General features: G+C 63.3%; 24 protein-coding genes. 4 read left to right on the top strand and 20 right to left on the bottom strand.

The window, feature by feature from the left end; translation table 11 throughout:
- Positions 1–10: 10 nt before the first annotated feature.
- From ACBR42_RS01135 to folK, 15 genes are all read right to left on the bottom strand, one after another.
- Positions 11–868, bottom strand: coding sequence for an OmpH family outer membrane protein (locus tag ACBR42_RS01135; protein WP_102324829.1), 858 nt, complete (start codon positions 866–868; stop codon positions 11–13).
- Between the two features lie 7 nt (positions 869–875).
- Positions 876–3,290 carry an outer membrane protein assembly factor BamA gene (bamA, locus tag ACBR42_RS01130; RefSeq protein WP_102324828.1) on the bottom strand — a complete coding sequence of 805 codons (2,415 nt, stop codon included), beginning with the start codon at positions 3,288–3,290 and terminating at the stop codon, positions 876–878.
- A gap of 192 nt (positions 3,291–3,482) precedes the next feature.
- The gene (gene rseP, locus ACBR42_RS01125; protein WP_371207084.1) at positions 3,483–4,592 is read right to left on the bottom strand and encodes an RIP metalloprotease RseP; all 1,110 of its coding nucleotides are present in this window, start codon (positions 4,590–4,592) and stop codon (positions 3,483–3,485) included.
- Positions 4,593–4,640: 48 nt separating this feature from the next.
- A complete protein-coding gene (gene dxr / locus ACBR42_RS01120; protein WP_371207083.1) occupies positions 4,641–5,798 on the bottom strand; it encodes a 1-deoxy-D-xylulose-5-phosphate reductoisomerase in 1,158 nt (385 codons plus the stop codon).
- A 56-nt stretch (positions 5,799–5,854) separates the two neighbouring features.
- Entirely contained in the window at positions 5,855–6,724 is an 870-nt protein-coding gene (locus tag ACBR42_RS01115; RefSeq protein WP_371207082.1) for a phosphatidate cytidylyltransferase, read from the bottom strand.
- On the bottom strand, positions 6,687–7,367 hold the full coding sequence (gene uppS, locus ACBR42_RS01110) for a polyprenyl diphosphate synthase (RefSeq protein WP_243705376.1): 681 nt from the start codon (positions 7,365–7,367) through the stop codon (positions 6,687–6,689). The genes ACBR42_RS01115 and uppS overlap by 38 nt, the downstream gene beginning before the upstream one ends.
- Positions 7,368–7,495: 128 nt before the next feature.
- On the bottom strand, positions 7,496–8,062 hold the full coding sequence (frr, locus tag ACBR42_RS01105; protein WP_102324592.1) for a ribosome recycling factor: 567 nt from the start codon (positions 8,060–8,062) through the stop codon (positions 7,496–7,498).
- Between the two features lie 69 nt (positions 8,063–8,131).
- Positions 8,132–8,872, bottom strand: coding sequence for a UMP kinase (gene pyrH, locus ACBR42_RS01100; RefSeq protein ID WP_102324593.1), 741 nt, complete (start codon positions 8,870–8,872; stop codon positions 8,132–8,134).
- A gap of 117 nt (positions 8,873–8,989) precedes the next feature.
- A complete protein-coding gene (era, locus tag ACBR42_RS01095; protein WP_118962445.1) occupies positions 8,990–9,904 on the bottom strand; it encodes a GTPase Era in 915 nt (304 codons plus the stop codon).
- Complete coding sequence (rnc, locus tag ACBR42_RS01090; protein ID WP_102324595.1) at positions 9,904–10,677, bottom strand: ribonuclease III; 774 nt, start codon at positions 10,675–10,677, stop codon at positions 9,904–9,906. Before rnc ends, era begins: the two co-directional genes overlap by 1 nt.
- Position 10,678: 1 nt before the next feature.
- Complete coding sequence (gene lepB, locus ACBR42_RS01085; RefSeq protein ID WP_102324596.1) at positions 10,679–11,485, bottom strand: signal peptidase I; 807 nt, start codon at positions 11,483–11,485, stop codon at positions 10,679–10,681.
- A 125-nt stretch (positions 11,486–11,610) separates the two neighbouring features.
- Positions 11,611–12,024 carry a holo-ACP synthase gene (gene acpS / locus ACBR42_RS01080; RefSeq protein ID WP_102324597.1) on the bottom strand — a complete coding sequence of 138 codons (414 nt, stop codon included), beginning with the start codon at positions 12,022–12,024 and terminating at the stop codon, positions 11,611–11,613.
- A 3-nt stretch (positions 12,025–12,027) separates the two neighbouring features.
- Positions 12,028–14,313, bottom strand: coding sequence for a bifunctional (p)ppGpp synthetase/guanosine-3',5'-bis(diphosphate) 3'-pyrophosphohydrolase (locus ACBR42_RS01075; RefSeq protein ID WP_110547147.1), 2,286 nt, complete (start codon positions 14,311–14,313; stop codon positions 12,028–12,030).
- Between the two features lie 60 nt (positions 14,314–14,373).
- Complete coding sequence (rpoZ, locus tag ACBR42_RS01070) at positions 14,374–14,766, bottom strand: DNA-directed RNA polymerase subunit omega (protein ID WP_102324599.1); 393 nt, start codon at positions 14,764–14,766, stop codon at positions 14,374–14,376.
- 81 nt (positions 14,767–14,847) lie between these two features.
- Complete coding sequence (folK, locus tag ACBR42_RS01065) at positions 14,848–15,387, bottom strand: 2-amino-4-hydroxy-6-hydroxymethyldihydropteridine diphosphokinase (protein ID WP_371207081.1); 540 nt, start codon at positions 15,385–15,387, stop codon at positions 14,848–14,850.
- Positions 15,388–15,581: 194 nt separating this feature from the next.
- On the opposite strand from folK, the gene ACBR42_RS01060 reads away from it, so the two are divergent.
- Positions 15,582–16,190 (top strand): NYN domain-containing protein, encoded by a 609-nt coding sequence (locus ACBR42_RS01060; RefSeq protein ID WP_102324601.1) that lies wholly within the window; start codon positions 15,582–15,584, stop codon positions 16,188–16,190.
- Between the two features lie 40 nt (positions 16,191–16,230).
- Here the strand turns inward: ACBR42_RS01060 and ACBR42_RS01055 are convergent, their stop codons facing one another.
- Positions 16,231–17,727 (bottom strand): malate:quinone oxidoreductase, encoded by a 1,497-nt coding sequence (locus ACBR42_RS01055; RefSeq protein WP_371207080.1) that lies wholly within the window; start codon positions 17,725–17,727, stop codon positions 16,231–16,233.
- A gap of 364 nt (positions 17,728–18,091) precedes the next feature.
- Positions 18,092–19,045 carry a bifunctional enoyl-CoA hydratase/phosphate acetyltransferase gene (locus ACBR42_RS01050; RefSeq protein WP_371207079.1) on the bottom strand — a complete coding sequence of 318 codons (954 nt, stop codon included), beginning with the start codon at positions 19,043–19,045 and terminating at the stop codon, positions 18,092–18,094.
- A 192-nt stretch (positions 19,046–19,237) separates the two neighbouring features.
- Between ACBR42_RS01050 and ACBR42_RS01045 the strand changes: the two genes are divergently transcribed.
- Positions 19,238–20,113, top strand: a complete 876-nt coding sequence (locus tag ACBR42_RS01045; protein ID WP_371207078.1) for an NAD(P)-dependent oxidoreductase — start codon at positions 19,238–19,240, stop codon at positions 20,111–20,113.
- Between the two features lie 44 nt (positions 20,114–20,157).
- Here ACBR42_RS01045 and ACBR42_RS01040 read toward each other — a convergent pair whose 3' ends face one another.
- On the bottom strand, positions 20,158–21,015 hold the full coding sequence (locus ACBR42_RS01040) for a squalene/phytoene synthase family protein (protein ID WP_110547150.1): 858 nt from the start codon (positions 21,013–21,015) through the stop codon (positions 20,158–20,160).
- A 129-nt stretch (positions 21,016–21,144) separates the two neighbouring features.
- On the opposite strand from ACBR42_RS01040, the gene ACBR42_RS01035 reads away from it, so the two are divergent.
- A complete protein-coding gene (locus ACBR42_RS01035; protein ID WP_102324830.1) occupies positions 21,145–21,753 on the top strand; it encodes a superoxide dismutase in 609 nt (202 codons plus the stop codon).
- Between the two features lie 87 nt (positions 21,754–21,840).
- Here ACBR42_RS01035 and ACBR42_RS01030 read toward each other — a convergent pair whose 3' ends face one another.
- Positions 21,841–23,265, bottom strand: coding sequence for a sugar porter family MFS transporter (locus ACBR42_RS01030; protein WP_180967519.1), 1,425 nt, complete (start codon positions 23,263–23,265; stop codon positions 21,841–21,843).
- Between the two features lie 86 nt (positions 23,266–23,351).
- A complete protein-coding gene (gene yajC / locus ACBR42_RS01025; RefSeq protein WP_102324606.1) occupies positions 23,352–23,741 on the bottom strand; it encodes a preprotein translocase subunit YajC in 390 nt (129 codons plus the stop codon).
- 169 nt (positions 23,742–23,910) lie between these two features.
- On the opposite strand from yajC, the gene ACBR42_RS01020 reads away from it, so the two are divergent.
- Positions 23,911–24,783: an ATP-binding protein gene (locus ACBR42_RS01020; protein WP_118962449.1), complete on the top strand. Its 873-nt coding sequence runs from the start codon at positions 23,911–23,913 to the stop codon at positions 24,781–24,783.
- Positions 24,784–24,947: the final 164 nt, after the last annotated feature.

Raw genomic sequence — 24,947 nt, 5'->3', positions numbered from 1 at the left:
GCAACAGACCTTAATGCTTTGCCGGGGCAGCGGGAGTCGGGACTGAAGCCGGCTTGTCGGCATCCGCCGTGGTGGGCATGGTGCCGGACTTCGCCAGCACTTCGGGATCGACATCGGCAGCCGGGATGAACACGGTGGGCAGCACGCCATTGAGCTGGCTTGCAACCTGCTGCGTGATATCAAGGCTTTCCTGACTCAGGGCCACCTGTTCACGGTGCAGCACAAGGTTCATGCCATGGCTGGCCGCGACCTGCCGGATGATCTGGATCAGTTCACGCTCGATCTGACCCAGTGAAACCTGTGCCGCTTCCTGAATCACGCGGTTGCGATTGCGGAAATCCTTCTGCGCCGCCAGCACGCGTTCCTGCAACTGGCGCTCGCTTGCCTGGATCTGGGTGGACGACATGGTCCGCGCCTGCCCCTGTAGCTTCTGCTGCTCGTCACGCCAGCCAGCCTGTTCCTTCTGCGCATCGCGGGCAAGGTCATCACGCCGTGCCCCCAGAACGCGCTCCGCCTGCTGCGCGGCAGAGGACAGACGCATGACTTCGGGCACGCTGATCACGCCGATAATGGGTGCTGGCGGCGGGGCGCTCTTGGCGACATCCGGCGCCTTGGGCACGGGCGGCTGCGGCAGGATGGGTGGATTCTGCGACTGCGCTTCCTCGCTATCGGCGGCGGAGGCTGGCAACTGAACCGGGGACGGCGCCGCTTCATGCTGGGGGGCATGGGCTGCGGGCTGGGCCGTCTTGGGCACGAACCAGCCCGCATTCCCGTTGGCGGCCTGGGCATGCGCGCCCGAAATGGCCTGATATCCCCACCCGAGCAGAGCGGTTGCGGCAAGCAGACGGATGCCGGATTTACGCAACATTATCACCTCAGAATTGTTGGCCGAAACCAAAGCGGAGCAACTGGGTCCTGTCGTTCGTGCCCTTATGCAGCGGCACACCCAGATCGATGTTCACAAGACCGAACGGACTTTTCCACGCCACACCTACACCGGTGGATACCACGGGCGTAAGCGTATCGTCATAGACCGGCGTATATTTGGGCCAGTCCTTCATGGATGTATAGCGGCGGCGGACGCGCAATCCGTCCAGTCCACCCATATCCACGAAATAACGTCCTTTTATCCCCATGGCCGATGCAAAGGGAATGGGAAAGTCTACCTGGGCGGATGCGGTATACATGAACCGGCCACCAAGGAAGTCCTGCTGCGAATGCATGGGGTTACCGTCACGCGCCGGGATGGCGTAGCTTCGCGGCCCGACACCACCATCCATGAACCCACGCAGTGAGTTACCGCCCAGATAGAAGTTATCGATGATATCGCTGCGACCGCCGCCCCAGTTCATGATGTCGCCCGCGCCACCACGGAAACTGACCGTCCATTCATGATTGCCCATGATGCTGTCCAGCGGAATATAGTAGGCGGCATCCACCTTGCCACGCAGGTAGCGTTCATTGCCGCCGATACCGGCGAAGTCACCGCCCACGCGGATCACGAAGCCCTTATGCGGCTGCTGCCTGCGGTCACGTGTATCGTAGGTCAGCGTGGTGCTGAGCTGCGACAGCAGCGACCAGCCGTTCTGGTCCTGCACGTAATATGACGAATCCGACCACGTATCACCGATATCACGATCGGTAAGCGTATAGCTCCACGACTGCGACAGGTGGTTGTTATAGGAATAACCCATACGCAGGGTCATGCCGATACGCGCTTCGGAATAGCTCTGGTAGGTCATGTAGCGGTTCTGGATACCGAACAGGTCGATACCCGCCACAAGGTTGCGGTTCAGGAAATACGGGTCCGTCAGCGAGATGTCGGCCTGTTCCTCGTAATACGCCGCCGTGCCGGTGAAGCCCGCATCGATACCCGTGCCCAGCAGGTTGTGCTGCTTGAGGCCAAGGTTACCCAGCACGCCCGCATCGGTCGAATACCCGCCACCGAGCGAGAACTCACCCGTTGGCTTCTCCACCACATCGGCCGAGATGTTGACCTTGTCTGGCGCAGAACCGGGGGTCTGGTCGATCGAGACGGTCTTGAAGAAGCCGAGATCCTCAAGGATCATCTTGGAGTATTTGCGGTCAAGCGGGGTGTACGGGTCGCCTTCGGCCATCGGCAACTGGCGGCGGATCACCTTGTCCTCGGTGATCGTGTTGCCGTTGATGTCGATGCGCTCGACATACATCCGGGGGCCTTCGCTGATGTCAAACAGCAGGTTGACCGTATGCTTTTCCGGGTTACGGGCGATTTCCGGGTGGACCATGGCGAAGGGATAGCCCTTGCCCTGCAGCATTTCCTGCATGTCGGTCGCGTTATGCTGGATCGCGCTGCCATCGTACCACTGATTATGGAACAGCGAGATGTATTTGCGCATGGACTCCGCGGTTACGTGCCGCAGGGATGAACGGACATCCATCTTGTTCAGGCGGTAACGCGGGCCTTCTTCCATCGTATAGGTGATGTAGAAGGACTTGCGGTCCGGCGACAGTTCGCCCGTGGCGTTCTTGATCTGGAAATCGACGAAGCCGTTCTTCAGGTAGAAGCGGTGCAGCAGTTCCGCATCGTATTTGATACGCTCGGGGCTGTACTGATCGCTTGAGGCAAAGAAGCGGTACCACGCCGTCTCCTTGGAGGAGACGACACCAGCCAGCGCCGCGCTGCTGAAAGCGTGGTTGCCGACGAAGGTGACCTTCTTGATCAGCGTCTTCTGCGCTTCATTGATATGGAAGATCACGTCCACGCGGTTATGCGCAAGGCGGATGATCTGCGGCGTAACCGTCGCGGCGTAACGCGCCTTTTCCGCATAGACGCCCAGGATCTTCTTCCGGTCGGCCGAAATGCCCTGGGGCGAATAGACCGCGCGCGGACGCAGCGAGATGACCTTGGTCAGGTCATCGTCCTTGGCCGCGTGGTTTCCCTCGAACACGATACGGTTGACGATCGGGTTCTCGACCACATGCACCTCAAGCACGTTACCAACGCGCTTGAGGGTTACATCATGGAACAGGCCGGTGGCGTACAGGGTCTTGAGCGAACGGTCGAGCAGATCCTGATTGAAACGGTCGCCGGGCTGGACAACCATGTAGGACAGGATGGTGCTGGTCTCGATCCGGCTGTTGCCCTTGATGTCCACCGCCTCGATCGGGTCTTCCAGCGGCGGCGGCTTGATCGCTTCGACCTGTGGCCCCTGCTGCTCCGCATCGCCCGGCGCCATTTCCCCACCGAATGGTGTGTTCTGTGCCGCTTCTTCCTGTGCGTATGCACTGGCCGTCCCGAACAGCGGCACAACGCAGACAGACGCAAGCAGCGCTGAACGTTTACTCGACAAAATCGCTATTCCTCACCACTCGGCATGCGGATCAGCCATGCATTAAGACCGGATGGAGGGCCGGCTCCCTTCCTGTCATGTATCAGCTTTCGTGGCGGACCTATCCGATATCCGTCACAATGTGCAAGCACTTGTATCACTCAGCGTACCTTAGCCCTGTCCGGCACGTGAGGCGAGCCACTGAAACAGCCCGAAATGTGACAGATCGTTAAATGTTGAGAACAGGAACAGCCCGGCAATAAGTGCGAAACCGGCCTGAAAACTGATTTCCTGCACACGGCGTGAAACCGGCCGCCCCAGTATGGCCTCGCAGATATAAAATACCAGCCGTCCCCCATCGAGAATCGGCACGGGAAACAGGTTGATCAGCCCGAGGTTGATCGACAGCAGCGCCATGAACGAGACAAGGCTGGAAAATCCGTACTGCGCGACCTGCCCCGACATCTGGGCGATACGCAGCGGACCACCCAGATCCTTGGTGCTGTGCTGGCCCGTAATCATCTGCCACAGGCCGTCCAGCGTCTGGACGGAGACATGCCATGTCTCCTTCACGGCGGAGACGAAGGCCATGGGCAGGGACTGCGGTTTGCCGATCTCGGCTGCGAAGGACACGCCGATCTGACCGTGACGGGCTTCCCCCTTATCCCCCACGCTGCCGATATGAACCGGCAGCGTCTGGTCTGCATCCCCCCGATGGACCGTAAGCGTCGTATCGACATCGGGCTGGCCACCGACGAAGGATTGCAGGTCGGTCACGTCACGCACGGCATGGGTGCCGACACGCACGATGACATCGCCCTTTTCCACCCCCGCGGTCGCGGCCGGACTGCCCGGCAGCACCTGCGCGACCTGATTGAGGATATGCGGCTGACCGGACATGGCGAACAGCCCGGTAAACAGGACGATGGCGAGGATGAAATTGAAGACAGGCCCCGCCACGATCACGATGGCACGCGACAGGACCGGCTTGTCATGAAACGTGCGACCCGGCTGCCATGCGGCTTTCTGCTCCTCGGTCGCGTCTTCAGGCCCCTCGAATCCATGGGGGCGGACGTAGCCGCCCAGAGGCACGGGACACAGCCGCCATTCCGTGCCCACGCTGTCATGCCAGCGCAGGAGCGGACGGCCAAACCCGATCGAGAAGACCTCGACATGCACACCCCGCCAGCGGGCGGCGAGGTAGTGACCAAGTTCGTGAATGAAAACCAGAACCCCCAGGACGAGGGAGAAGGCCAGAACAGTCCGGATCAGATCATGCATGATCGCTACGCTATCTCCCGACGGCCCGAAAGACCATCCAGAATCACATCAGGCGGCGCGGGCAACCGTGCGAAGGCGCGCTACACGACGGGCTTCGCTATCCCAGTGCAGTACTTCTTCCAGCGTATCGGCCCGCTGTGCGCCGATTGATTGCATCACATCCTCGACAATGCGTGCAATATCCAGAAAACCGATTTCGCGCTTCAGGAAGGCTTCAACCGCAATTTCATTGGCCCCGGACAGGATGGCGGGCATTGCCCCCCCGGTCCGCAGGGATTCGCGCGCAAGGCGCAATGCGGGGAAACGGACTTCATCCGGGGCTTCGAAATCAAGGTGGGCCAGCGTCGCCAGATCCAGACGCGGCGAATTGGTCGGCATGCGTTGCGGCCATGCCAGCGTGTGGGCGATGGGGATACGCATGTCCGCCGAGCCAAGCTGCGCCACGATGGAACCATCGGTATACTGCACCATGCCATGCACCACGGACTGCGGATGCACGACCACGCCCAGCCTGTCTTCCGTCACGTTGAACAGACGCGCGGCCTCAATCAGTTCCAGCCCCTTGTTGAACATGGTGGCAGAATCAATGGTGATCTTGGCGCCCATCGTCCATGTGGGATGCTTGAGTGCGGCTTCAAGCGGGGCCTTTTCCATTTCTTCCAGACTGGCACGGCGGAAGGGACCGCCCGATGCGGTCAGGATGATCTGTTCGACCTCATCCGCCTGCTTGTCAGCCATGGACTGGAATACGGCGTTATGTTCGGAATCGACGGGCAGCAGGGTCGCACCCGCGTCCGCTACGGCGCGGAGCATGACATCACCCGCGCAGACCAGCGCTTCCTTGTTCGCCAGCGCCACGGACCGGCCGTTGCGCACCGCCGCAAGGGTCGGTTCCAGCCCGGTCGCCCCGGTAATGGCCGCCATGGTCCAGTCCACCGGCAGGGCTGCCGCTTCGATTACCGCTTCACGGCCACCGGCTGTTTCCACGCCACTGCCCGCAAGCAGGGTTTCCAGTTCAGGCAGCAGCTTCTCGTCCGCGATGACCGCGCGCTGCGCGCCCAATGCCCGCGCCTGCTCGGCCAGACGGGCGACATTCCGCCCCCCCACCAGCGCGCCGGTACGGAACTGCCCCGGCGCCTGAAGCAGCAGGTCAACGGTGGAACAGCCGATGCTGCCCGTACTGCCCAGAACGGAAACTGTCTTCATTATCGCGTCATTCCCTAAAACTTTTCATGGCCCGCCCCGCAGGCATGGCCGCGCCTTCAGCGCTGCCCCACATACCAGAAAGCCGCCCGACCGACTGCCCCCAAAGACAGCAGGGCCGCCATGGGGGCCGCAACCAGCAGGCCATCAAAACGATCCAGCAGCCCGCCATGACCCGGCAGGATCGTGCCCGAATCCTTCACGCCACGCGCACGCTTGAGCGCACTTTCCGCAAGGTCGCCGGTCTGGGCCGCGATGGCGACAAGCGCGCCGAATACCGCACCGCGCCATACCGCACCCGGCAGCGCACCGGGCATGAGGCCCGCGATCAGCATGCCCCCCAGCACGGCGCTGAGCAGGCCACCAGCCGACCCCGACCATGTCTTGGCGGGCGAGATGCGCGGGGCCAGCTTGGGGCCACCAAAAATACGCCCGGCCATGTACGCACCCGTGTCGCTCAGCGCCACGCAGGCGACAAGGAACAGGACAACACCCGCCCCCGGTTCGCTCATGTAACGTAGCCACAGAAGGGACAGCCCCGCACAGCCAATGGCAACCTGCCCCGCCCCCAGCGCCGGACCCAGCACAAGGGCCGACAGCATGACCAGCAGCGCACCGCCCCAGTGCCCCGCGATCGCGGCAATTCCGATACACACCGCCCATGCCAGACTGAGCTGACCGCGCCGCGTGTCCAGACCATAGCCGAACATCCGCGCCCATTCGACCGCCATGCCCGCCATGGCCAGCACGATCAGACCGCCATAGACCAGTCCGCCCGCCCACACGCACAGCCCCGCGAACGGCACCAGCACGGCAGCCGAGATCACGCGGGCGCGGAGGTCTTTCCAGTTGGTGGATTTCTTCGGCGCAGTCCCGGTCGGGGACGCACCATTATTTGCAGACTGGCCGGGCACCGAATCGCCTTTCACGCCGTGAGTAGATATCCAGCACGGTATCGAAATGCGTTTCGTCAAAATCCGGCCAGGGCGTTTCGAGAAAAACCAGTTCGGCATAGGCCGACTGCCACAGCAGGAAGTTGGACAGGCGACATTCCCCGCTGGTCCGTACAACCATATCCGGGTCCGGCATGCCTGCTGTCTGCAGGGCGGTTGCGAAAACCGTCTCGTCTATCGCACTGGCTTCAAGCTCCCCGCGCGCGACCGCCTGCGCCATCCGGGCGGCAGCCTGCACGATGTCGGCCCGCCCGCCATAGGACAGGGCCAGCACCAGCACCAGCGTGTCGTTGCCCGCCGTGACCTTTTCAGCCAGCCGGGCTTCGTTCTGGACATCGTCGGGAAAGCGCGACAGATCGCCGATGACTCGCAGCCGCACGCCTTCGCGCGACAGTTCGGCCACCTTGTGCCGCAGGTAATAGCGCAGCAGACCCGTCAGGTCCGCGACCTCACCGGGCGTGCGCCGCCAGTTTTCCGATGAAAAGGCGTAAAGCGTGACCCATTTCACACCCCGCCTGATGGCGGCGCGCACCGTACGCTGCACGGCTTCCCCGCCCGCGCGGTGGCCCGCAAGCAGTGGCAGGCCCCGCATGTTCGCCCAGCGCCCGTTGCCATCCATGATGATGGCAACATGCTCCGGCAGGCACACAGGGGCTGCAGCACGATGATCTGACCCGGACAAGAGCTGGTCGTCCTCCTCAGTCACGCACGGGGAAAAACGGGGCGGATGCTGCGCGCACGAATCGATCAGACCTGCTTGATCTCGCGTTCTTTTTCACTCAGCAGTTCGTCAACACGCTTGACGTACTGATCGGTCAGCTTCTGGATCGCATCCGACCAGACCTTCACGTCGTCTTCGCTGATGTCGCCGCTCTTTTCCAGCTTCTTGCTCTGGTCCATGCCGTCACGACGGACGCCACGTACGGCGATCTTGCCATTTTCAGCATATTTGCCGGCGGCGCGGGCCAGTTCGTTACGGCGTTCTTCCGTAAGCTGGGGAATGGGCACGCGCACCGTCTGGCCATCAGCCGCCGGGTTCAGGCCCAGACCGGCATCGCGGATGGCGCGTTCAACCGCGCCAACCAGCGTGCGATCCCATACCTGCACCGTCAGCATGCGCGCTTCCGGCACGGCGATGGAGCCGACCTGCGTCAGCGGCACTTCGCCGCCATAGGCTTCAACGCGCACCGGTTCCAGCAGCGCCGGGCTGGCACGGCCAGAACGCAGGCCGGCGAAATCACGACGCAGGCTTTCAATCGCGCCGTCCATACGGCGGGTCAGATCCGCCAGCAAAGTTTTCTGATCGACAGACACTGTGGCCCTCCTTCTAATTCTCTATCCACCGGGCATGACAGCCCATGCGCAAACAGGGATGGTCCTGCTTCAGTCCGCCGTCACGATGGTGGTGAAACGTCCCTCGCCCCGCATGACGCGGGAAAAGGCATCAGGTTCGTGAATGTTGAATACCACGATAGGCAGCCGGTTTTCACGCGCAAGGCTGATGGCCGCCGCATCCATGACATTGAGGTCATTGGCCAGCACGTCACGGTAGGTCAGGGTATCATAACGCTGCGCGTCAGGGTTCTTGCGCGGATCGTCTGAATAGACGCCGTCAACCTGCGTACCCTTGAACAGGGCGTCACATTCCATTTCCGCCGCACGCAGCGCAGCCCCCGTATCGGTCGTGAAGAACGGGTTGCCGGTGCCGGCGGCGAAAATGACCACGCGGCCCTTTTCCATGTGTCTGACCGCGCGGCGGCGGATATAGGGTTCGGCAATGGAGGACATGTGGATGGCGGTCATGACGCGCGTGGGCACGCCGTGGCGTTCGAGCGAATTCTGCATGAGCAGCGCATTGATGACGGTGGCCAGCATCCCGGCGTAATCGCCCTGGGCGCGGTCCATGCCACGGGCTGCTGCGGCCATGCCACGGAAGATGTTCCCGCCGCCAATGACCAGACAGACCTCGATACCCGTGCTGGCGACCGCTGCGACATCTGCCGCGATGCCATCGACCGTCGCCGGATCGACCCCGTACGACCCGCTGCCCATCAGGGCCTCCCCCGATACCTTCAGAAGGACGCGCTTGTAGGGGGGAACGTGGGGTTTGACGGGCTGGGTCATTGGTCCTCGGAACAGATCAGGCAAACAGGGCAAGGAACGGGCAGGCCACCCGGCCATGCCCTGTCATATAGAGGGAAGCCCCCCCCCACAAGCCGATGATGCCCCTCTTTTAAGGATTCAGGATGCGTCATCCAAGCCGATGGCGCGCAGGCGGGCGCGCTCCTCATCCCATCCGGCGCGTTCCTTCACATTCAGGAAAAGATGGCATGTGCGCCCCAGCAGGCGGCCCAGTTCGCGCCGCGCCTTTTCGCCTATGGCGCGAATCCGGCTGCCGCGTTCGCCAATCAGGATCGCCTTGTGCGACGCCCGCGCCACGTAGATGGTGACATCGATGCGGACCGAGCCATCGGGCCGTTCTTCAAACCCTTCGGTCTCGGCAGTGGCGGAATACGGCACTTCCTCATGCGTCTGCAGGAATATCTGCTCACGCACCAGTTCGGCCGCGAGCAGGCGGTCAGGCAGGTCGGTCAGGTCATCTTCGGGGTAGAGATAGGGCCCGAGGGGCAGTTCGGTCGCCAGACGGTCCATAAGGTCGTCCACCCCTTCGCCTGAGCGGGCGCTGACCATGAACACATGCTCCACCGGCAGGATGGTGGACAGTTCCGCCGTCAGCGGCAGCAGCGCGTCGCGCCGCACCAGATCGGTCTTGTTCAGCACCAGCCACAGCCTGCGCTTCTGTTCCGCAAGGCGGGTGGCGATGGCACGCAGCGCATCGGTCATGCCCGCGCGCGCATCGACGATCAGCATGGTGATGTCCGCATCTTCCGAACCCGTCCACGCGGCAGCGACCATGGCACGGTCGAGCTTGCGCTTCGGCTGGAAGATGCCCGGCGTGTCAACCAGCAGCATCTGCGTCTGCTGGCGCATGAGGATGCCCAGCACCCGAAAGCGCGTCGTCTGCGCCTTGGGGCTGACGATGGACAGCTTGGTCCCCGCCATGCGGTTGAGCAATGTGGACTTGCCCGCGTTGGGCGCCCCCACAATGGCCACGAACCCGCAGCGTGTCGTGTTGTCCTGATCCAGCCCAGTCATTATTCGTGCCCTTTACGGTGCGTGGAGGCGTTGGCCTGCCTGTCCGCGCCAAGCTGGCGCAGCAGGTCGGATGCGGCGTCGCTTTCGGCCGCGCGCTTGCTTCCGGCTACGCCCTGCCCGGTTTTTCCCTGTGCGTCCACCGCAATGACGAAACGCGGCGCATGCGATGGGCCATCCGATGATACAACGCGGTACTGCGGCAAAGGCAGCGCGCGCGCCAGCACCCATTCCTGCAATGCGGTCTTGGGGTCCTTGGGCGGCCTGGCCTGCGCCACGATGGATTCATTCCATACCCGCCGCACGAAGCCACGCGCGGGGTCCAGCCCGCCATCCAGATAAATGGCGCCAAGGATGGCTTCCACCGCATCCGCCAGCACATTGGCGGTCTGGCGCACCCCGGCACGCGCCTCGTGCTCGGCTACGTCCAGCGCGGAATGAAGCCCCATATCCTGCGCAATCCGGGCCAGCACCGTGCGCGAAACCAGATGCGCGTGCCGGGGGCCAAGCGCGCCTTCCTGCTCATCGGGGAAGCGTTCGAGCAGCCATTCCGCCATAAGCAGGCCCAGCACGCGGTCGCCTATGAATTCCAGCCGTTCGTTGGACCCGGCCCCACGCTGCGCCGTGCCCTGACGCGCGCGCCTGCCGCCATTGCGCTCATGCGCGGCGGAGCGGTGCGTCAGGGCGCGCAGCAACAGTTCGGGCCGGGTGAAATGGTAGCCAAGACACCCTTCCAGCCGTTTGATTTCGGCTGCGGGCACACCTGCCGCCTGCATATCAGCGAACCCCCATGAACAGTCTGTTCCACCGGATTTCAGCAGGCCAGTACCAGAACTGCCAGAACGGATGCGCGCCATCAACGGACATGAAGATCCATTTCGCCTGCCCGACCAGATTTTCCATGGGCACGAAGCCCAGATCCTGCGGCTCGTCCCCCATGAAGCGGCTGTCGGCGCTATCATCGCGGTTGTCGCCCATGGCGAAGAAATAGCCCGGCGGCACGACATATTCCGGCGTGTCGTTCTTGCCGCCCTCATCCGTCAGTTTCAGGATATCATGCGCAACCGGCCCATGACCGCCACTACCGGGCAGGATCTCGCGGTAGCGATCCCCTTCCATGTGGGTGCGGTGTTCATCGATCGCCACATATTCGCCTTCCGGCTCACGCGGGACTTCCTGACCGTTGAGGTAAAGCCTGCCCATACGCATCTGGATCACATCGCCGGGCAGGCCGACAATGCGCTTGATGTAATCAATGGACGTATCCTTGGTGAACCGGAACACGGCCACGTCGCCACGATGGGGCAGGCTGTTGAATATCCGGCCTTCGAACAGGTTTGGCGAACCGGGCAGAGAAAAGCGGGAATAGCCGTAGCTGTATTTTGCCACCCACACATAATCGCCCACCTGTAGCGTCGGGATCATGGAGGCGGAGGGGATATTGAACGGCTCAAACAGTACGGTACGCACACTGATGGCCAGCACCCCGGCAATGACGATGGTGCGCAGCAGTTCAAGCAGACCGCCCTCGCGGCGCGATGTCCCGGCCTTGGGAGAGGAAGAAAATGTCTTGTTATCGTCCATTGGCATAAGCGCTCTTTAATCCGGATCTGGTATCGACCGGGCACGGACCGCCGGACGAATAACGTGCGGATCAAGCCCACGCACCCCCGCCGTGTCAAGCATTGCCCTTGCGGAAGGGAATGGGATCAGTCCGCGGCGGCCTTTTCCGCCATGATCATGACCTGCGCGAAGGCATAGGGATGCTCGTCCGTCATCGTCAGGAAAATCCGCGCGGCATGTCCGGCAGGCAGCAGCGTTTCCAGCCGCGCCAGCGCACCGCCGGTCAGCCGCATGACAGGCTGGCCACCGGGCAGGTTTTCAACCCCCATGTCGTGATGGAACACGCCCTGCGCGAACCCCGTACCCAGCGCCTTCGCACAGGCTTCCTTCGCCGCCCAGCGCTTGGCGTAGGTACCCAGTCGGGCGGTTCCCTGCCTGCGCTCCGCTGCTGCCTGTTCCCGGTCCGTGAAGACCCGTTTCAGGAACCTGCCATCATGACGCGCCAGTACCGTCTCGATCCGCCTGACATCGCACAGGTCGGAGCCTATGCCGATCAGCATGACCTAACCCCTTGCCCGTTCAACCTGAACCACGCCCTTGGCGGAACGCAGCCCCACCATGATGGCGGTCAGGTGCCGCAGGTCGCGCACTTCGATATCAGCAAGGATTTCCATGAATTCAAGCTGACGGTTGACGATACGCAGGTTGGCCATGATGCCTTCATGCTTGGTGGCGATATTGGTCAGCGTCGCCAGCATGGCCGGTTCATTGGCCGTCACCACGCTCAGCCGCCCGGTATGGTGCCCGGTCGCATTGCGGGCGATCAGGTCGTAATCCCAGTCGAGGTCCATGAAGCGTTCAGGCGTTGCGGCAAAGGTTTCCAGCGTCTGGCACCCCAGCGTATGCACCGTGATCCCCTTGCCGGTCGAGACGATCCCCACGATCCGGTCACCGGGCAGCGGATGGCAGCATCCGGCGAAATGCACCGCCATGCCCGCACCCACGCCCGCCAGCGCCATGCCCGCTGCCGGTCTGCGCCGCCCTGCGGCACCGCCGGACGCCCCGGCGGAGGAACGCATGGACAGGCCCGGCACCATACGCGGGGCACGCGGCGCGCGACGCAGTTCGGGATAGGCAAGCTGCACCACTTCCCGCGCGGACTGGTTGCCATTGCCCACGGCCACATACAGGTCGGCCACGGTCTGCAGGCGCAGGTCCTTGAGCAGGCTGTCCAGCACCTTTTCCGATCCGTCCACCCCTTCCTGCCGGAACGCCTTGGCCAGCGCCACACGGCCACTTTCCAGATGGGCTTCACGCTGCTGCAGGGCGACATGACGGCGGATACGCGCCCGCGCCTTGCCGGTGACGACAAAGCGTTCCCACGACGGCGAAGGCGTGCCGCCGCGCGCGGTCATGATCTCGACCTGATCGCCGTTCTGCAGTTCATGGCGCAGCGGCATGAGCCGCCCGTTTATGCGCGCACCCACACACGCATCGCCAACCTGACTATGCACGGCATAGGCGAAATCGACCGGCGTCGCCCCACGCGGCAGGGGAATGAGCTGCCCCTTGGGGGTAAAGCAGAAAACCTGATCCTGATAGAGTTCGAGCTTCGTGTTCTCGAGGAACTCGTCAGGGGCTGCCGAATCTTCCAGAATGTCCAGCAGGTCCTGAACCCAGCGCAGCCCGGACACGACACCCCTGGCCGCGCCATTGGCGCCCGCATCGGGCAACTGTTTATACAGCCAGTGCGAGGCCACGCCGTTTTCGGCCACGTCGTGCATTTCCGCCGTGCGGATCTGCACCTCGATCTTCTGGTTGCGCGGATGGCGCAGCGTCACCCCGGTATGCAGGCTCTGGTAACCATTGGCCTTGGGGGTGGAAATATAGTCCTTGAAGCGCCCGGCAATAACCGGATAGGCGCCATGCACCGCCCCAAGCGCGATATAGCAGGCTTCCCGCGATGGAACGATGATGCGGAACGCCATGATGTCGGAAAGCTGCTCGAACGCGACATTGCGCCGCTGCATCTTTTCCCAGATGGAATAAGGCGTCTTTTCGCGCCCGGTCACATCCACGCCTTCCACCCCGGCATCGGCGCACAGGGCCAGAAGTTCGCGGCGGATTTCCTCGATAACGTCAGCACCCTGCCCGCGCAGGTAATTGAGGCGGGCGCGGATGGTCGCCATCGCTTCCGGCTCAAGTGCCGCGAAAGACAGGTTCTGGAGTTCGCCCTTCACCTTGTCCATGCCGATACGACCGGCAAGGGGGGCGTAGATTTCCATGGTTTCGCGCGCGATGCGCTGCCTGCGGTCCAGACGCTGCACGTAATGCAGCGTGCGCATGTTGTGCAGGCGGTCCGCCAGCTTGACCAGCAGCACGCGGATATCGCGCGACATCGCAAGCACGAGCTTGCGGAAATTTTCGGCCTGCTTGGTCCGGTCGGACTGAAGCTCCAGCCGCGTCAGCTTGGTGACGCCATCAACCAGTTCGGCAACCGTATTGCCGAATTTGTCGCGCAGTTCCTGCTGGGTGACACCCGTATCCTCGATGGTGTCATGCAGCAGGGCTGTAATGATGGATGCGGTATCGAGGTGGAAGCCCGCCAGTATGTTGGCGACGGCCAGCGGGTGGGTGATGTAGGGATCACCGTTGTCGCGCGCCTGCCCGGCATGGGCGGCCTGCGCCACCGCGAAGGCCCGGCGGATCAGGTCCGCATCGGCCGACGGGTCATAAGCGTGGATGCGGCGGATCAGCCCCTCGCACGAGATGACCCGCTCCCCTTCGCCCTGCACGGCAGGCAGGGCCACCGCACCCTCGGTCACTCCACCTGTGGCAGGCACAGGCATGGAAGAAGATGTCGTTTCCGATCTGACCGGGTCAGTCACCTTCCACCCTTTCGCCAGATGTTACCGGCCCCGTCCGCTCAGGGCCGCCTCGACAGAGGCTTCAAGTTCTTCAGCCGTCATGCCGCCGGAATTGCGGGCCTCTTCCTCGGCCGAGACATCCTGCAGGCCGAAGATGTTCTGTTCGGTCGGGATCAGGTCGACCACTTCCTCATCAGCGGGCTCAGGCTCGGGCGCGCGGGCCAGGGAGCGGACGAGGTCGCTGCGGATCTGGTCCAGACCGACGGTCTGGTCAGCAATTTCGCGCAGGGCGACGACGGGGTTCTTGTCGTTGTCGCGGTCAACCGTCATTTCCTCGCCCCGGGACAGGGCGCGCGCACGCTGGGCAGCCAGCAGCACCAGTTCAAAACGATTGGGAACCCGCTCAACGCAGTCCTCGACAGTGACGCGTGCCATCAGGCCTGAACTCCGGTTATTAATTGGTTACGTGGATCAGAATTTACCTTACTAGCCCCACCCCTGTCCTGATGCAAGCATTCAGTCGGCGGGCGTGGCCTTCATCACGACGATGTCCTGATCCGCCACGCCGGGCAGGAAGGCGTCAAGCCCCTGCCCCGTAACCGGGTCGCGCCAGTCGGGCATGACATCGCGCAGCGGCAGCACGACAAAGGCCCGCTGCGTCGCGCGCGGGTGTGGTATAATGGGGTCAGGACTGGCGCGCACCAGATCGCCCATGGAAATGATATCAAGATCAAGCGGCCGGGCGGCGTTGACCACCGTGCGCCTGCGCCCGGCGCGGGCCTCGATTTCATGCAGCCGGGCCAGCAGGCCAGCCGGATCGATCCGGCCCGACAGCCGCACGATGCCATTAACATAAGGTGGCTGGCCCGATGGTGGCACGGGCGCGCTTTCATACCAGCGCGACACCGCCACGACCGACAGGCCGGGAATGCGCCCCAGTTCGTCCACCGCCCACAGGCAGGTGGCAGCCGCAGTTTCACCACTTTCGCGCGGCAGGTTCGCGCCCACCGCAATCACGATATCCGTAAGGGAAGCAGGAGGTTGCAGCATTGTCATATGAAAACTGTATTCCGGGCGTTCACGGTCGGTTAGTAATTCCCCCCACAGGAAACTTCTGGAAGGCAACCGGCTTCATACACCATGAATCATTATGTCCGACAACTTTCACTTCGATGCCCGAATACATACCCATAACGAAATTTAACGTGACCGCGACATCTCCACTTTCTTGTTTCAGGGACTGACCGTAAATGTTTTTTCAACCACAGGATCGGCTCTGCCTCTTCATAGATGGCACCAGCCTGTATTCCGCATCCCGCAACCTTGGATTTGAAGTCGACTATCGCAAGCTGCTGCAGTTTTTCCGCTCGAAATCAAACGTCCTGCGCGCCTATTACTATTCCGCCGTACTGGACACCGAAGAATATTCTCCGCTGAAGCCCCTGACGGACTGGCTGGTCTATAACGGCTATACGCTGGTGACCAAGAACGCGCGGGAATTCATCGACCATAACGGCCGCCGCCGGGTGCGCGGCAACATGGATGTCGAACTGACGGTGGACATGATGGAAATGGCCCCGCATATCGACCATGCGGTGCTGTTCAGCGGGGATTCCGATTTCCGCCGCGTGCTGGAAGCCGTGCAGCGTCAGGGCGTGCGGGCCACCGTGGTCGGATCGATCAAGACCACGCCACCGCTGATTGGCGACGAACTGCGCCGTCAGGCCGACCAGTTCATCGAACTGGCGGATATCGCCACCCATTTCATGCGTCGCCAGATTGAAAACCGGCCCCAGCGCGCGCCTGCGCCGCCCGTTCGCCACCCGGCGGACCAGATGAGCGAAAACGACGACGAATAACGGCCATCCCCGCCCGGACAGCCGGGCGGGGAACCTGCCTTCAGCCCTGTAACTGCAATACCTTACGGGTGCGCTCACGCACCTGCGCGCACATCTGCGCATCCTGCCCCAGTCGCGTGCCGAAGGACGGCACGATCTCACGCAGGCGGGCATCCCACTGCGGCATGCGGCTGGCGAAGCAGCGCTGCAGCACCGTCAGCATGATGGGGGCCGCCGTGGATGCGCCGGGGGATGCCCCCAGCAGGGCCGCCACGGACCCGCCGGCACCGGTCACGACCTCCGTCCCGAACTGAAGCACGCCGCCGCGTGTCGCATCTTTCTTGATGACCTGCACGCGCTGGCCCGCGGTAATCAGTTCCCAATCTTCCTTGCGGGCGGTGGGGACGAAATCACGCAGCGCCTTCATCCGGTCCTCATTGGACTGGAGCACCTGCTGGATCAGGTATTTTGTCAGCGCCATATTGTCGCGGGCGACCGCCATCATGGCCCCGATATTGTCCATGCGAATCGAGCGCGGCAGATCCAGCCACGATCCCGACTTCAGGAACTTGGTCGAGAACCCGGCATACGGCCCGAACAGCAGCCCGCGCTGTCCATCGATCACGCGGGTATCGAGATGCGGCACCGACATCGGGGGCGCACCGACCGACGCCTTGCCATACACCTTGGCATGATGGCGGGCGACGACATCGGGATTGGTGCAGCGCAGGAACTGGCCGCTGACCGGGAAACCGCCAATGCCGTGCGCTTCGGGTATGCCACTTTTCTGCAGAAGCGGCAGCGCGCCACCGCCCGCACCAATGAACACGAACTTCGCGCGCACCTTGCGCTCCGCCCCGCCATGCATGGCGCGGACCGATACATCCCATTCATTGTTGCCTGCGGGCTTCAGGTCCTCGACTTCATGGGCGAGGTTGAGTTCAAAGTCAGGCTTGCCCTGCAGAAGCTGGATCAGGCGGCGTGTCAGCGCACCGAAATTCACGTCCGTTCCCGCCGGGTGCCACGTGGCGGCAAGCGGCTGGCCCGGCGCGCGGTCCTGCATGACCAGCGGCATCCACTGGGCAAGCTGCGCCTCATCGGTCGAGAAGGACATGCCTTCGAATAACGGATGATCCTGCAACGCCGCATGCCGCCTGCGCAGGAAATCCACGTTTTCCGGTCCCCAGACGAAGCTCATATGCGCGATGGGGTTGAGGAAATCGCGCGGGGAAGCGATCTGTCCCGTTTCCACAAGATAGGACCAGAACTGACGCGAGATCTGGAAGGCTTCGTTGACCGCGACCGCCTTGGAAATATCCACATTCCCGTCCGGGCGGAGCGGCGTGTAGTTCAGTTCGCACAGGGCGGAATGACCCGTGCCCGCGTTGTTCCACGCATTGGAACTTTCCAGCGCCACATCATCGAGCCGTCCGAACAGGGCAATGGACAGGTTGGGCTCAAGCTGCCGCAGCAGCGCGCCCAGTGTTGCACTCATGATCCCGCCGCCAATCAGGACCACATCATAGGTGGAAGCGGAGGATGAGGGATTCGAGGTCATGGCTTTCTCCGGATCGGCATCGGAAACCCGCTGCGTGGCTGTTCATCGGCTGGACCGGGCAGCCACCCGGCGGCGCGGGGAACCCGGCCTGTTTCATACGTTCATGTCTGACGGCGGCGGTGGCGCGCATGGGGTGCCCATACCCGCCGGAGTGTCGCCGTCGTCATTTCTGTCAGCCCTTTCCTTGCCACCATGTGGGACGAGGCGGGGCATCATCTCTGCGCGAGGAACCCGGTCCATCGCATCGCCCCACGGCGGACGCAGGGACGCGCAACCGCGCCTGCCGCCCTGAAGGCAGGCCCCGGCCCCATGGACACTATCGCGCGAGCGGGCCGCCCCTCCTTACACACATCACATCGCAGCGTCATCCGCATTGATCCATGCTGGCCACCGGATTCCCGCCATAGCCGTGGCGGATCATGACGGCGGCCACCAGACACGACAGCATGCGTACGGGTACCGGGTCGGCCCGGCTGGTCAGGATGACGGGCACACGCATGCCCATCACGATGCCTGCGGCCTGTGCCTGCCCGATGAATGTCATCTGCTTGGCCAGAATATTGCCCGCCTCCAGATCAGGGGCGACCAGAATATCAGCAAGCCCGGCCACGGGGGACACCACGCCCTTGCATGCGGCGGCTTCGGGACTGATGGCGTTATCGAAGGCCAGCGGCCCGTCAAGGATGCCGCCGGTGATCTGCCCGCGTTCGGCCATCTTGCACAGGATCGCCGCGTCCAGCGTAGAAGGCAGCGCAGGGTTGACCATTTCCACTGCCGAGAGCAGCGCGACCTTCGGCTGGTCCAGCCCCAGCATGCGGGCAAGGTCGATGCTGTTCTGGACGATATCGCGCCGCATATCGATTTCGGGGGCGATGTTCACCGCCCCATCCGTAACCAGCAGCACGCGCGGGGCCTGCGGGGCGTCGATTACATACACATGGCTCATGCGGCGGGTGGTGCGCAGCCCCCCTTCGTGATGGCCGAGTTCATGCAGGAAGATGCGGGAGTGGAGCGAGCCTTTCATCAGGGCCGCCACCTTGCCCCCATGGGCCATCTGCACGCCATGGCGGGCTGCGTCCTCAGGCGTTGCGACATCGGCAATATGGCACGCGGTCAGGTCGATCCCGGAGGCTGCAGCCATCTGGCGGATCAACGCCGCCGGACCGATCAGCGTCGGCACGGCCAGACCACGCGCCGCGATGCCAGCCGCGGCCTGCAACGCCGGCACGCTGCATGGATAGACCACGCCCAGTTGCATGGGGGGATGGCTGGCTATGGTCTGGGCAAGATCGTCAAAAAAACGCAGGGACCGCATCATCTCTATTCTTTTTCCGGTTACGGACTGGCCGTTGGTCCTGATGCCACAGCCCCCCGGCCTTCCCTGCCATCATCTTTATGCGAGGCCCCTGCCCCGCGTGACATCCCTGCGTGACCTCATGCATGCTGGGCGTCACTTTGGCGCAGGTCCCCCACAACCGGACCGTGTGCATTCAAACCAAGGAGAACACGCATGTCCACCGCTCCCCTGATCGGTTTTGTCGGATTCGGCGCCATGGCCTCCCGCATGGGCGCAAATCTGGTGAAGGCAGGATACCGGATCGCCGCCTATACCCCGTCGGGCAAGGGCGGAGACGGCAGCACGCGCTTTGTGCCCACGCCGCGCGCACTGGCGCAGGAAGCCGATATCCTGATCGCCTGCGTGCCTGATGATGAAGCACTTGCCAGCGCCCTGCACGGCCCCGATGCCGCACTGGCCGGGCTGAAGGCCGGTGGCCTGCTGATCAATACCAGCACGGTCGCACCGGAAACCTCCGTCGCGCTGGCGCAGGAATGTGCGACGCGCAACATCGCCGTCATCGATGCCCCGGTGGCGGGCAGCACGCCGGAAGCGGAATCGGGCAATCTCGTCATCCTCGCAGGTGGCACGGCGGACGAAATCGCGCGCGCGCAGCCGGTTTTCGATGCCATAGGCCGCCTGACCATCCATGCCGGCCCGGCGGGCAGCGGGTCGAAGCTGAAACTGGTCATCAACGGCATCATGGGCGCGACACTCGCCGTCGTGGCGGAGGGGGTGACCTATGGTCTGGCCGCAGGACTTGACCGGAGCATGCTGTTCGATGCGCTGGATGCGGTGCCGGTCATCTCCCCCCACCACAAGCGCAAGCTGAAAGCTGCGAAGGAGGGTGATTTCAGCCCGCAGTTCCCCACGCGCCTCATGCAGAAGGACATGCGCCTGCTCATGACCGATGCGGCCCGGCAGACCGCCCCGCTGCCAGCGATGGCCGCCGCGACGCAGAGCCTGTCACTCACTCGCCGTCGCCACCCGAACGAGGATTATTCCGCCCTGTTCGCTGTCATGGAAAGTCTGGTGACCAACACGCCCTGACCGCCTGCCCCATGCCTGCCGGGAAAATGCTCAGGCGTGGGTTCCTATATCCGGCGGCGCAGCAGGGCGCGCATGACGGCCAGCCTGTCACCCAGACCGCGCGGCTGCGTGCCCTCGCCCCGAATGGCGTGGGGACGCATGTCGCGCAGGCCCAGTATGGCAGGCAGTCCAGCCGACATGGCGGCACGCGGCAGGCGCGCGCCCTCGCCGCGCACCATAGCCAGCCAGTCCCGTCCCTGCTGGCGCAGTCCATCGCGCAGGGTGGCGATCTGGGTGGCTGTCGCCTGCCCGGTGCGCAGGCCATCACGGGTCAGGCCGGTTTCGGCCAGCATATCATCCGGCAGGGGGCAGCGCCCGCCGTGCAGCACGACAGGCAGGTAGCGCACCAGCGCGCCCACCCCATAAATCCCGCCCATCAGCCGGATGCGCGCCAGTTGTTCCGCATCGGTCACGCCAGCGGCTTCGGCCATGGCGACCTGCACGCCGCCCGCGCCGTCCAGCATGCTGGCCTGCCATGTCGGCCTGTCCGGCAGGCCATCGAGTTCACATTCCCGTGCCGTAATGATGCCATCCAGCGTTTCACGCCGCACTGCCCCACGCGCCAGCAGGTCAAGGACGGCGCGTGCCGTGTCATGGCGCTGCGCGTTGCCGCTTTCCAGCACGTCGCGCCACCATTGCAGGCGGATCAGCCCCGCCATGGGACCGGCGACCGACCATGAAGCCGATGTACCCACCGCCCGGATACATTCATGGTTGAAGGTAATCAGCGTCAGGGCTGCGATACGGGCGGCAGGGGGCAGGAACAGCGAACAGAAGAAACGGTCCGGGTCGACCTGACGCGCGGCCTGCATGGTGGAAAAGGCCACTTCCCCGGATTGGGGTGCATCCATCTGGCCGGTCATGGCGTTTGCCCCACGAGGGAACGGAGGGGCATGGTCATAGGACCGTCACTTGACGCACCCGCTCCGCCCCCATAGCAATCTTGGTATGGCGGTCGCAGGCCGCCCCTTGCACTTTCCAGGAGAATGTTCATGGCTTTTGAATTGCCGTCCCTTCCCTTCGCCTACAATGCGCTGGCCAACCGTGGCATGTGCCAGGAAACGCTGGAACTGCATCATGACAAGCATCATCAGGCCTATGTGACGGCCCTGAACGGCTTTGTCGAATCCAAGCCGGAACTTCAGGGCAAGTCGCTCGAGGAAATCATCCTGACGGTCAAGGGCAAGCCTGACCTGGCGCCGGTGTTCAACAATGCGGGACAGCATTGGAACCACATCCTGTTCTGGCACAACCTGTCACCGGCGGGTGGGGCGATTCCCGATTCCCTGTCCAGGAAGCTGGTCGAGGATTTCGGCAGCATCGAAAAGTTCAAGGCTGACTTCAAGGCAGCCGCCGCATCGCAGTTCGGCTCGGGCTGGGCATGGCTGGTGCTGGCTTCCGACGGCAAGCTGAAGGTGACGAAGACCGCCAATGGCTCCAACCCGCTGGCCGAAGGCCAGGGCAAGGTGCTGCTGGGTCTGGATGTGTGGGAACACTCCTACTACCTCGACTTCCGCAACCGTCGCCCCGACTACATCGTCAACTACCTGGACAAGCTGGCCAACTACGAGTTCGCCGAAGCGCAGCTCCAGTCCGCCTGATCCCCATCCATCAGGCACGATGTGGAAAACCCGGCCTTGCGCCGGGTTTTCTGTATCCGCGTCCTGAAATCTTCATTCCCTGCCGTCTTATCGCGTGTCCCGCCCCAGCGTGCGCAGCGGCGTGCCGCGCATGAGTTCGGTCTCGATCTGTTCCAGCGTCATGCCCCGTGTTTCGGGCACATGACGGATGACCATCACCATGAACAGCGCGTTAAGCGTTGCATAACCCCACAGCACCCGGTTCGTGCCGAAGATTTCCAGACCGCTGAGGAACGTGGCGCTGACCAGCAGGTTGGCGATCCAGTTGGCGCAGGTGGAACACGCCATGCCGAACTCCCGCCCCCGCAGCGGCAGGATTTCGGCACAGAGCAGCCATGCCAGCGGACCGGCGGAAAAAGCGAACGCCGCCACGAACAGAAGCATGAACGCCCCCATCAGCAGCCGCATGCCCTCCGTCGGGGGTTCGCCGCCCGCGAACATGATCGCCTGTCCCGCCATGGCCACCGCCATGAGCGCGAAGCCGCAGATCAGCATGGGCCTGCGTCCCACCCGGTCCACACATGTCATGGCGATGGAGGTGGACAGGAAATTGATGATCCCAACCCCGACCGGCCCCCACACCTGCACATCGTGCCCATACCCCGCCAGCCCGATGATATGGGGGGCATAATACAGGACCGCGTTGATGCCGGAGAACTGCTGCGCCACCTGTAACGCCACGGCGAGCCACAGCCCGCGCCGGCAGTTGGGGTTGTTGATGAAACTGGTAATACCATCCCCGCGCGTTCCCAGCCGCGCCATGATCGCATTGCGTTCCGCCGTGACCAGCCGGGGCAGGCCCCGCAGTTCGATCAGCACACGGCGCGCATCCCGTTCGCGTCCCTGCGCCAAAAGCCAGCGCGGGCTGGGCGGCAGGAACAGCACGCCCATCATGAACACAAGGCCCGGAAAGCCCACGATGCCCAGCATCCACCGCCATCCCCCGAAATAGGAAAACAGCCCGTCGGACACGAAAGCGGACAGCAGCCCGAGCGAGATCATGAGCTGGTAGCCCAGTATCATCGCACCCCGGCGGCCTGAATCTGCGATTTCAGCGATGTAGAGGGGGGTGACGAAGGTGGTCGCCCCGGTAGCCATGCCCAGCAGCAGCCGGGCGATCAGCAGTGCGCGGAAGGTCTCGGCTTCAGCGCATAACAGCGGGCCGAATATGAACAGCCCGGCGGTCAGGACCAGCGTGCGCTTGCGACCCCATACGTAGGACAGCCACGCAGCGCCGATCACGCCAAACGCAGCGCCCAGCAGCATGATGGCGACGACCGATTCGCGCTGGAAATCCGACAGGATGAATTCCTGCGCCACCAGATCCAGTGCGCCGGACATGACCCCCGTATCCAGCCCGAACAGGATGCCGGACAGGGCTGCAAGCCCGGCGGCCAGTCCCGCCCGCCCACGTATCGCTGACCCGGTCCGGACGGCGGGGCCAGTCTGCGCGATGCCGGACTGCCTGTGCATTATGCCTCCATCTGCTTTCAGTAAAGAACGGCACAACGCAGTGGAAGTTCGCCCCCAACCGGTCAGGAAGGGGCGAAAAGGTGGGATCAGGCGTCTTTTGCGGTCTTTTCCGGCGCGCTGTCATTGGCCGGGGTGGCGGAGCTTGTGATGACCGAACTTATGGTATCACGCAGCACCATCACACGCACGCCCGCCGCGATTTCGATCTCGACCTCGTTCGACTCCGCCTGCACCTTCTGCACCACGCCAATGATGCCGCCCCCGGTCAGCACGCGGTCGCCACGACGCATGGCGGCGAGGCTGTTGCGCAACTGCTTCTGCTTGAGCTGCTGCGGGCGGATCAGCAGAAAATAGAAAATGGCGAACATGGCCACGTAGGGCAGCATCGCCATAAGGCCATCAGCACTCAGGAAACCGCCACCGGCGGACTGGGCATGGGCAGGCGTGGTCAGGAAATCGTTGAAAATGGAAGGCATTGCTATCTTTCCGGCACAAGGGGAAACTGAACGGGTTGCAGGTTTGTCATGCGGACCATAGTTTTCGCCTGTTTCCCGTCAAGGCGTTCGCCTGCCGCAACTGGCCAACGCGCTCCGGATCACCCGGTGGCATGCCCACCGTATTCGCCATGCTGAATCAGGATCGACGATGGACAGCAACACCCTGCCCCTGCTTGAACGTATTGCCGCGGCCCTTGAACGGCTTTCGCCGCCTGCCCCCTCCCTTGCCGGGCTGGACGGGGCGGATGCCTTCATCTGGCATCCCTCGCTGGGACGGCTGACCCCCGTGCCCCATGTCGCGCATGTCGAGATGGAACTGCTGCAGGGCATCGCACGGCAGCGCCAGATGATACTGGACAACACGCTGCACTTCGCACGCGGGCTTCCGGCCAATAACGCCATGCTGTGGGGGGCGCGGGGGATGGGTAAATCCTCGCTGGTCAAGGCTGCGCACGCGCAGGCCAACATGGTGGACGGCAGACCCGCAAGCCCCGGCAGGGGGCGGCTGGTGCTGGTGGAAATCCAGCGCGAGGATCTGGCCACCCTGCCCGAACTGCTGGCCCTGCTGCGGTCCAGTCCGCGCCGGTTCATCGTATTCTGCGACGACCTGTCGTTCGAACGCGAAGACGCGGACTACAAGGCCCTGAAATCCGTTCTGGATGGCGGCATCGCGGGGCGGCCGGAAAATGTGCTGTTCTATGCCACATCCAACCGCCGTCACCTCATGCCGCGCGAGATGATCGAGAACGAAAGCTCGACGGCGATCAACACCTCCGAAGCAACGGAGGAAAAAGTATCGCTGTCAGACCGCTTTGGCCTGTGGATCGGTTTCCATAACTGTGCGCAGGATACGTTCATGGACATGGTCCGGGGCTACGCCAGGGAACGGAAGCTGCCGATCGGCGATGAAGAACTGACCCGGCGGGCCAATGCGTGGTCGCTGGCGCGGGGCGGGCGGTCGGGCCGCGTCGCATTCCAGTTCATCGAGGATCTGAGCGCCGAACTCGCCCCCGGCCCGTAATTACACCATCCACCCCGCCCCCGTTGCGACAGCATCGGGCAGGCGGGGGAAACCACGGCGATAGATTACAAAATAATTAAAAGACTGAACCATTTGCCCTGCCCGTAAAAAACATCCTTAATATCGCCGTGGTGGCAGGATACGGTTGGGAACAAGTGCCCCCT

This window comes from Komagataeibacter sp. SM21 (assembly GCF_041402665.1).
Classification (GTDB): Bacteria; Pseudomonadota; Alphaproteobacteria; order Acetobacterales; family Acetobacteraceae; genus Komagataeibacter; species Komagataeibacter saccharivorans.
This window is presented reverse-complemented; position numbering and strand designations above follow the sequence as displayed.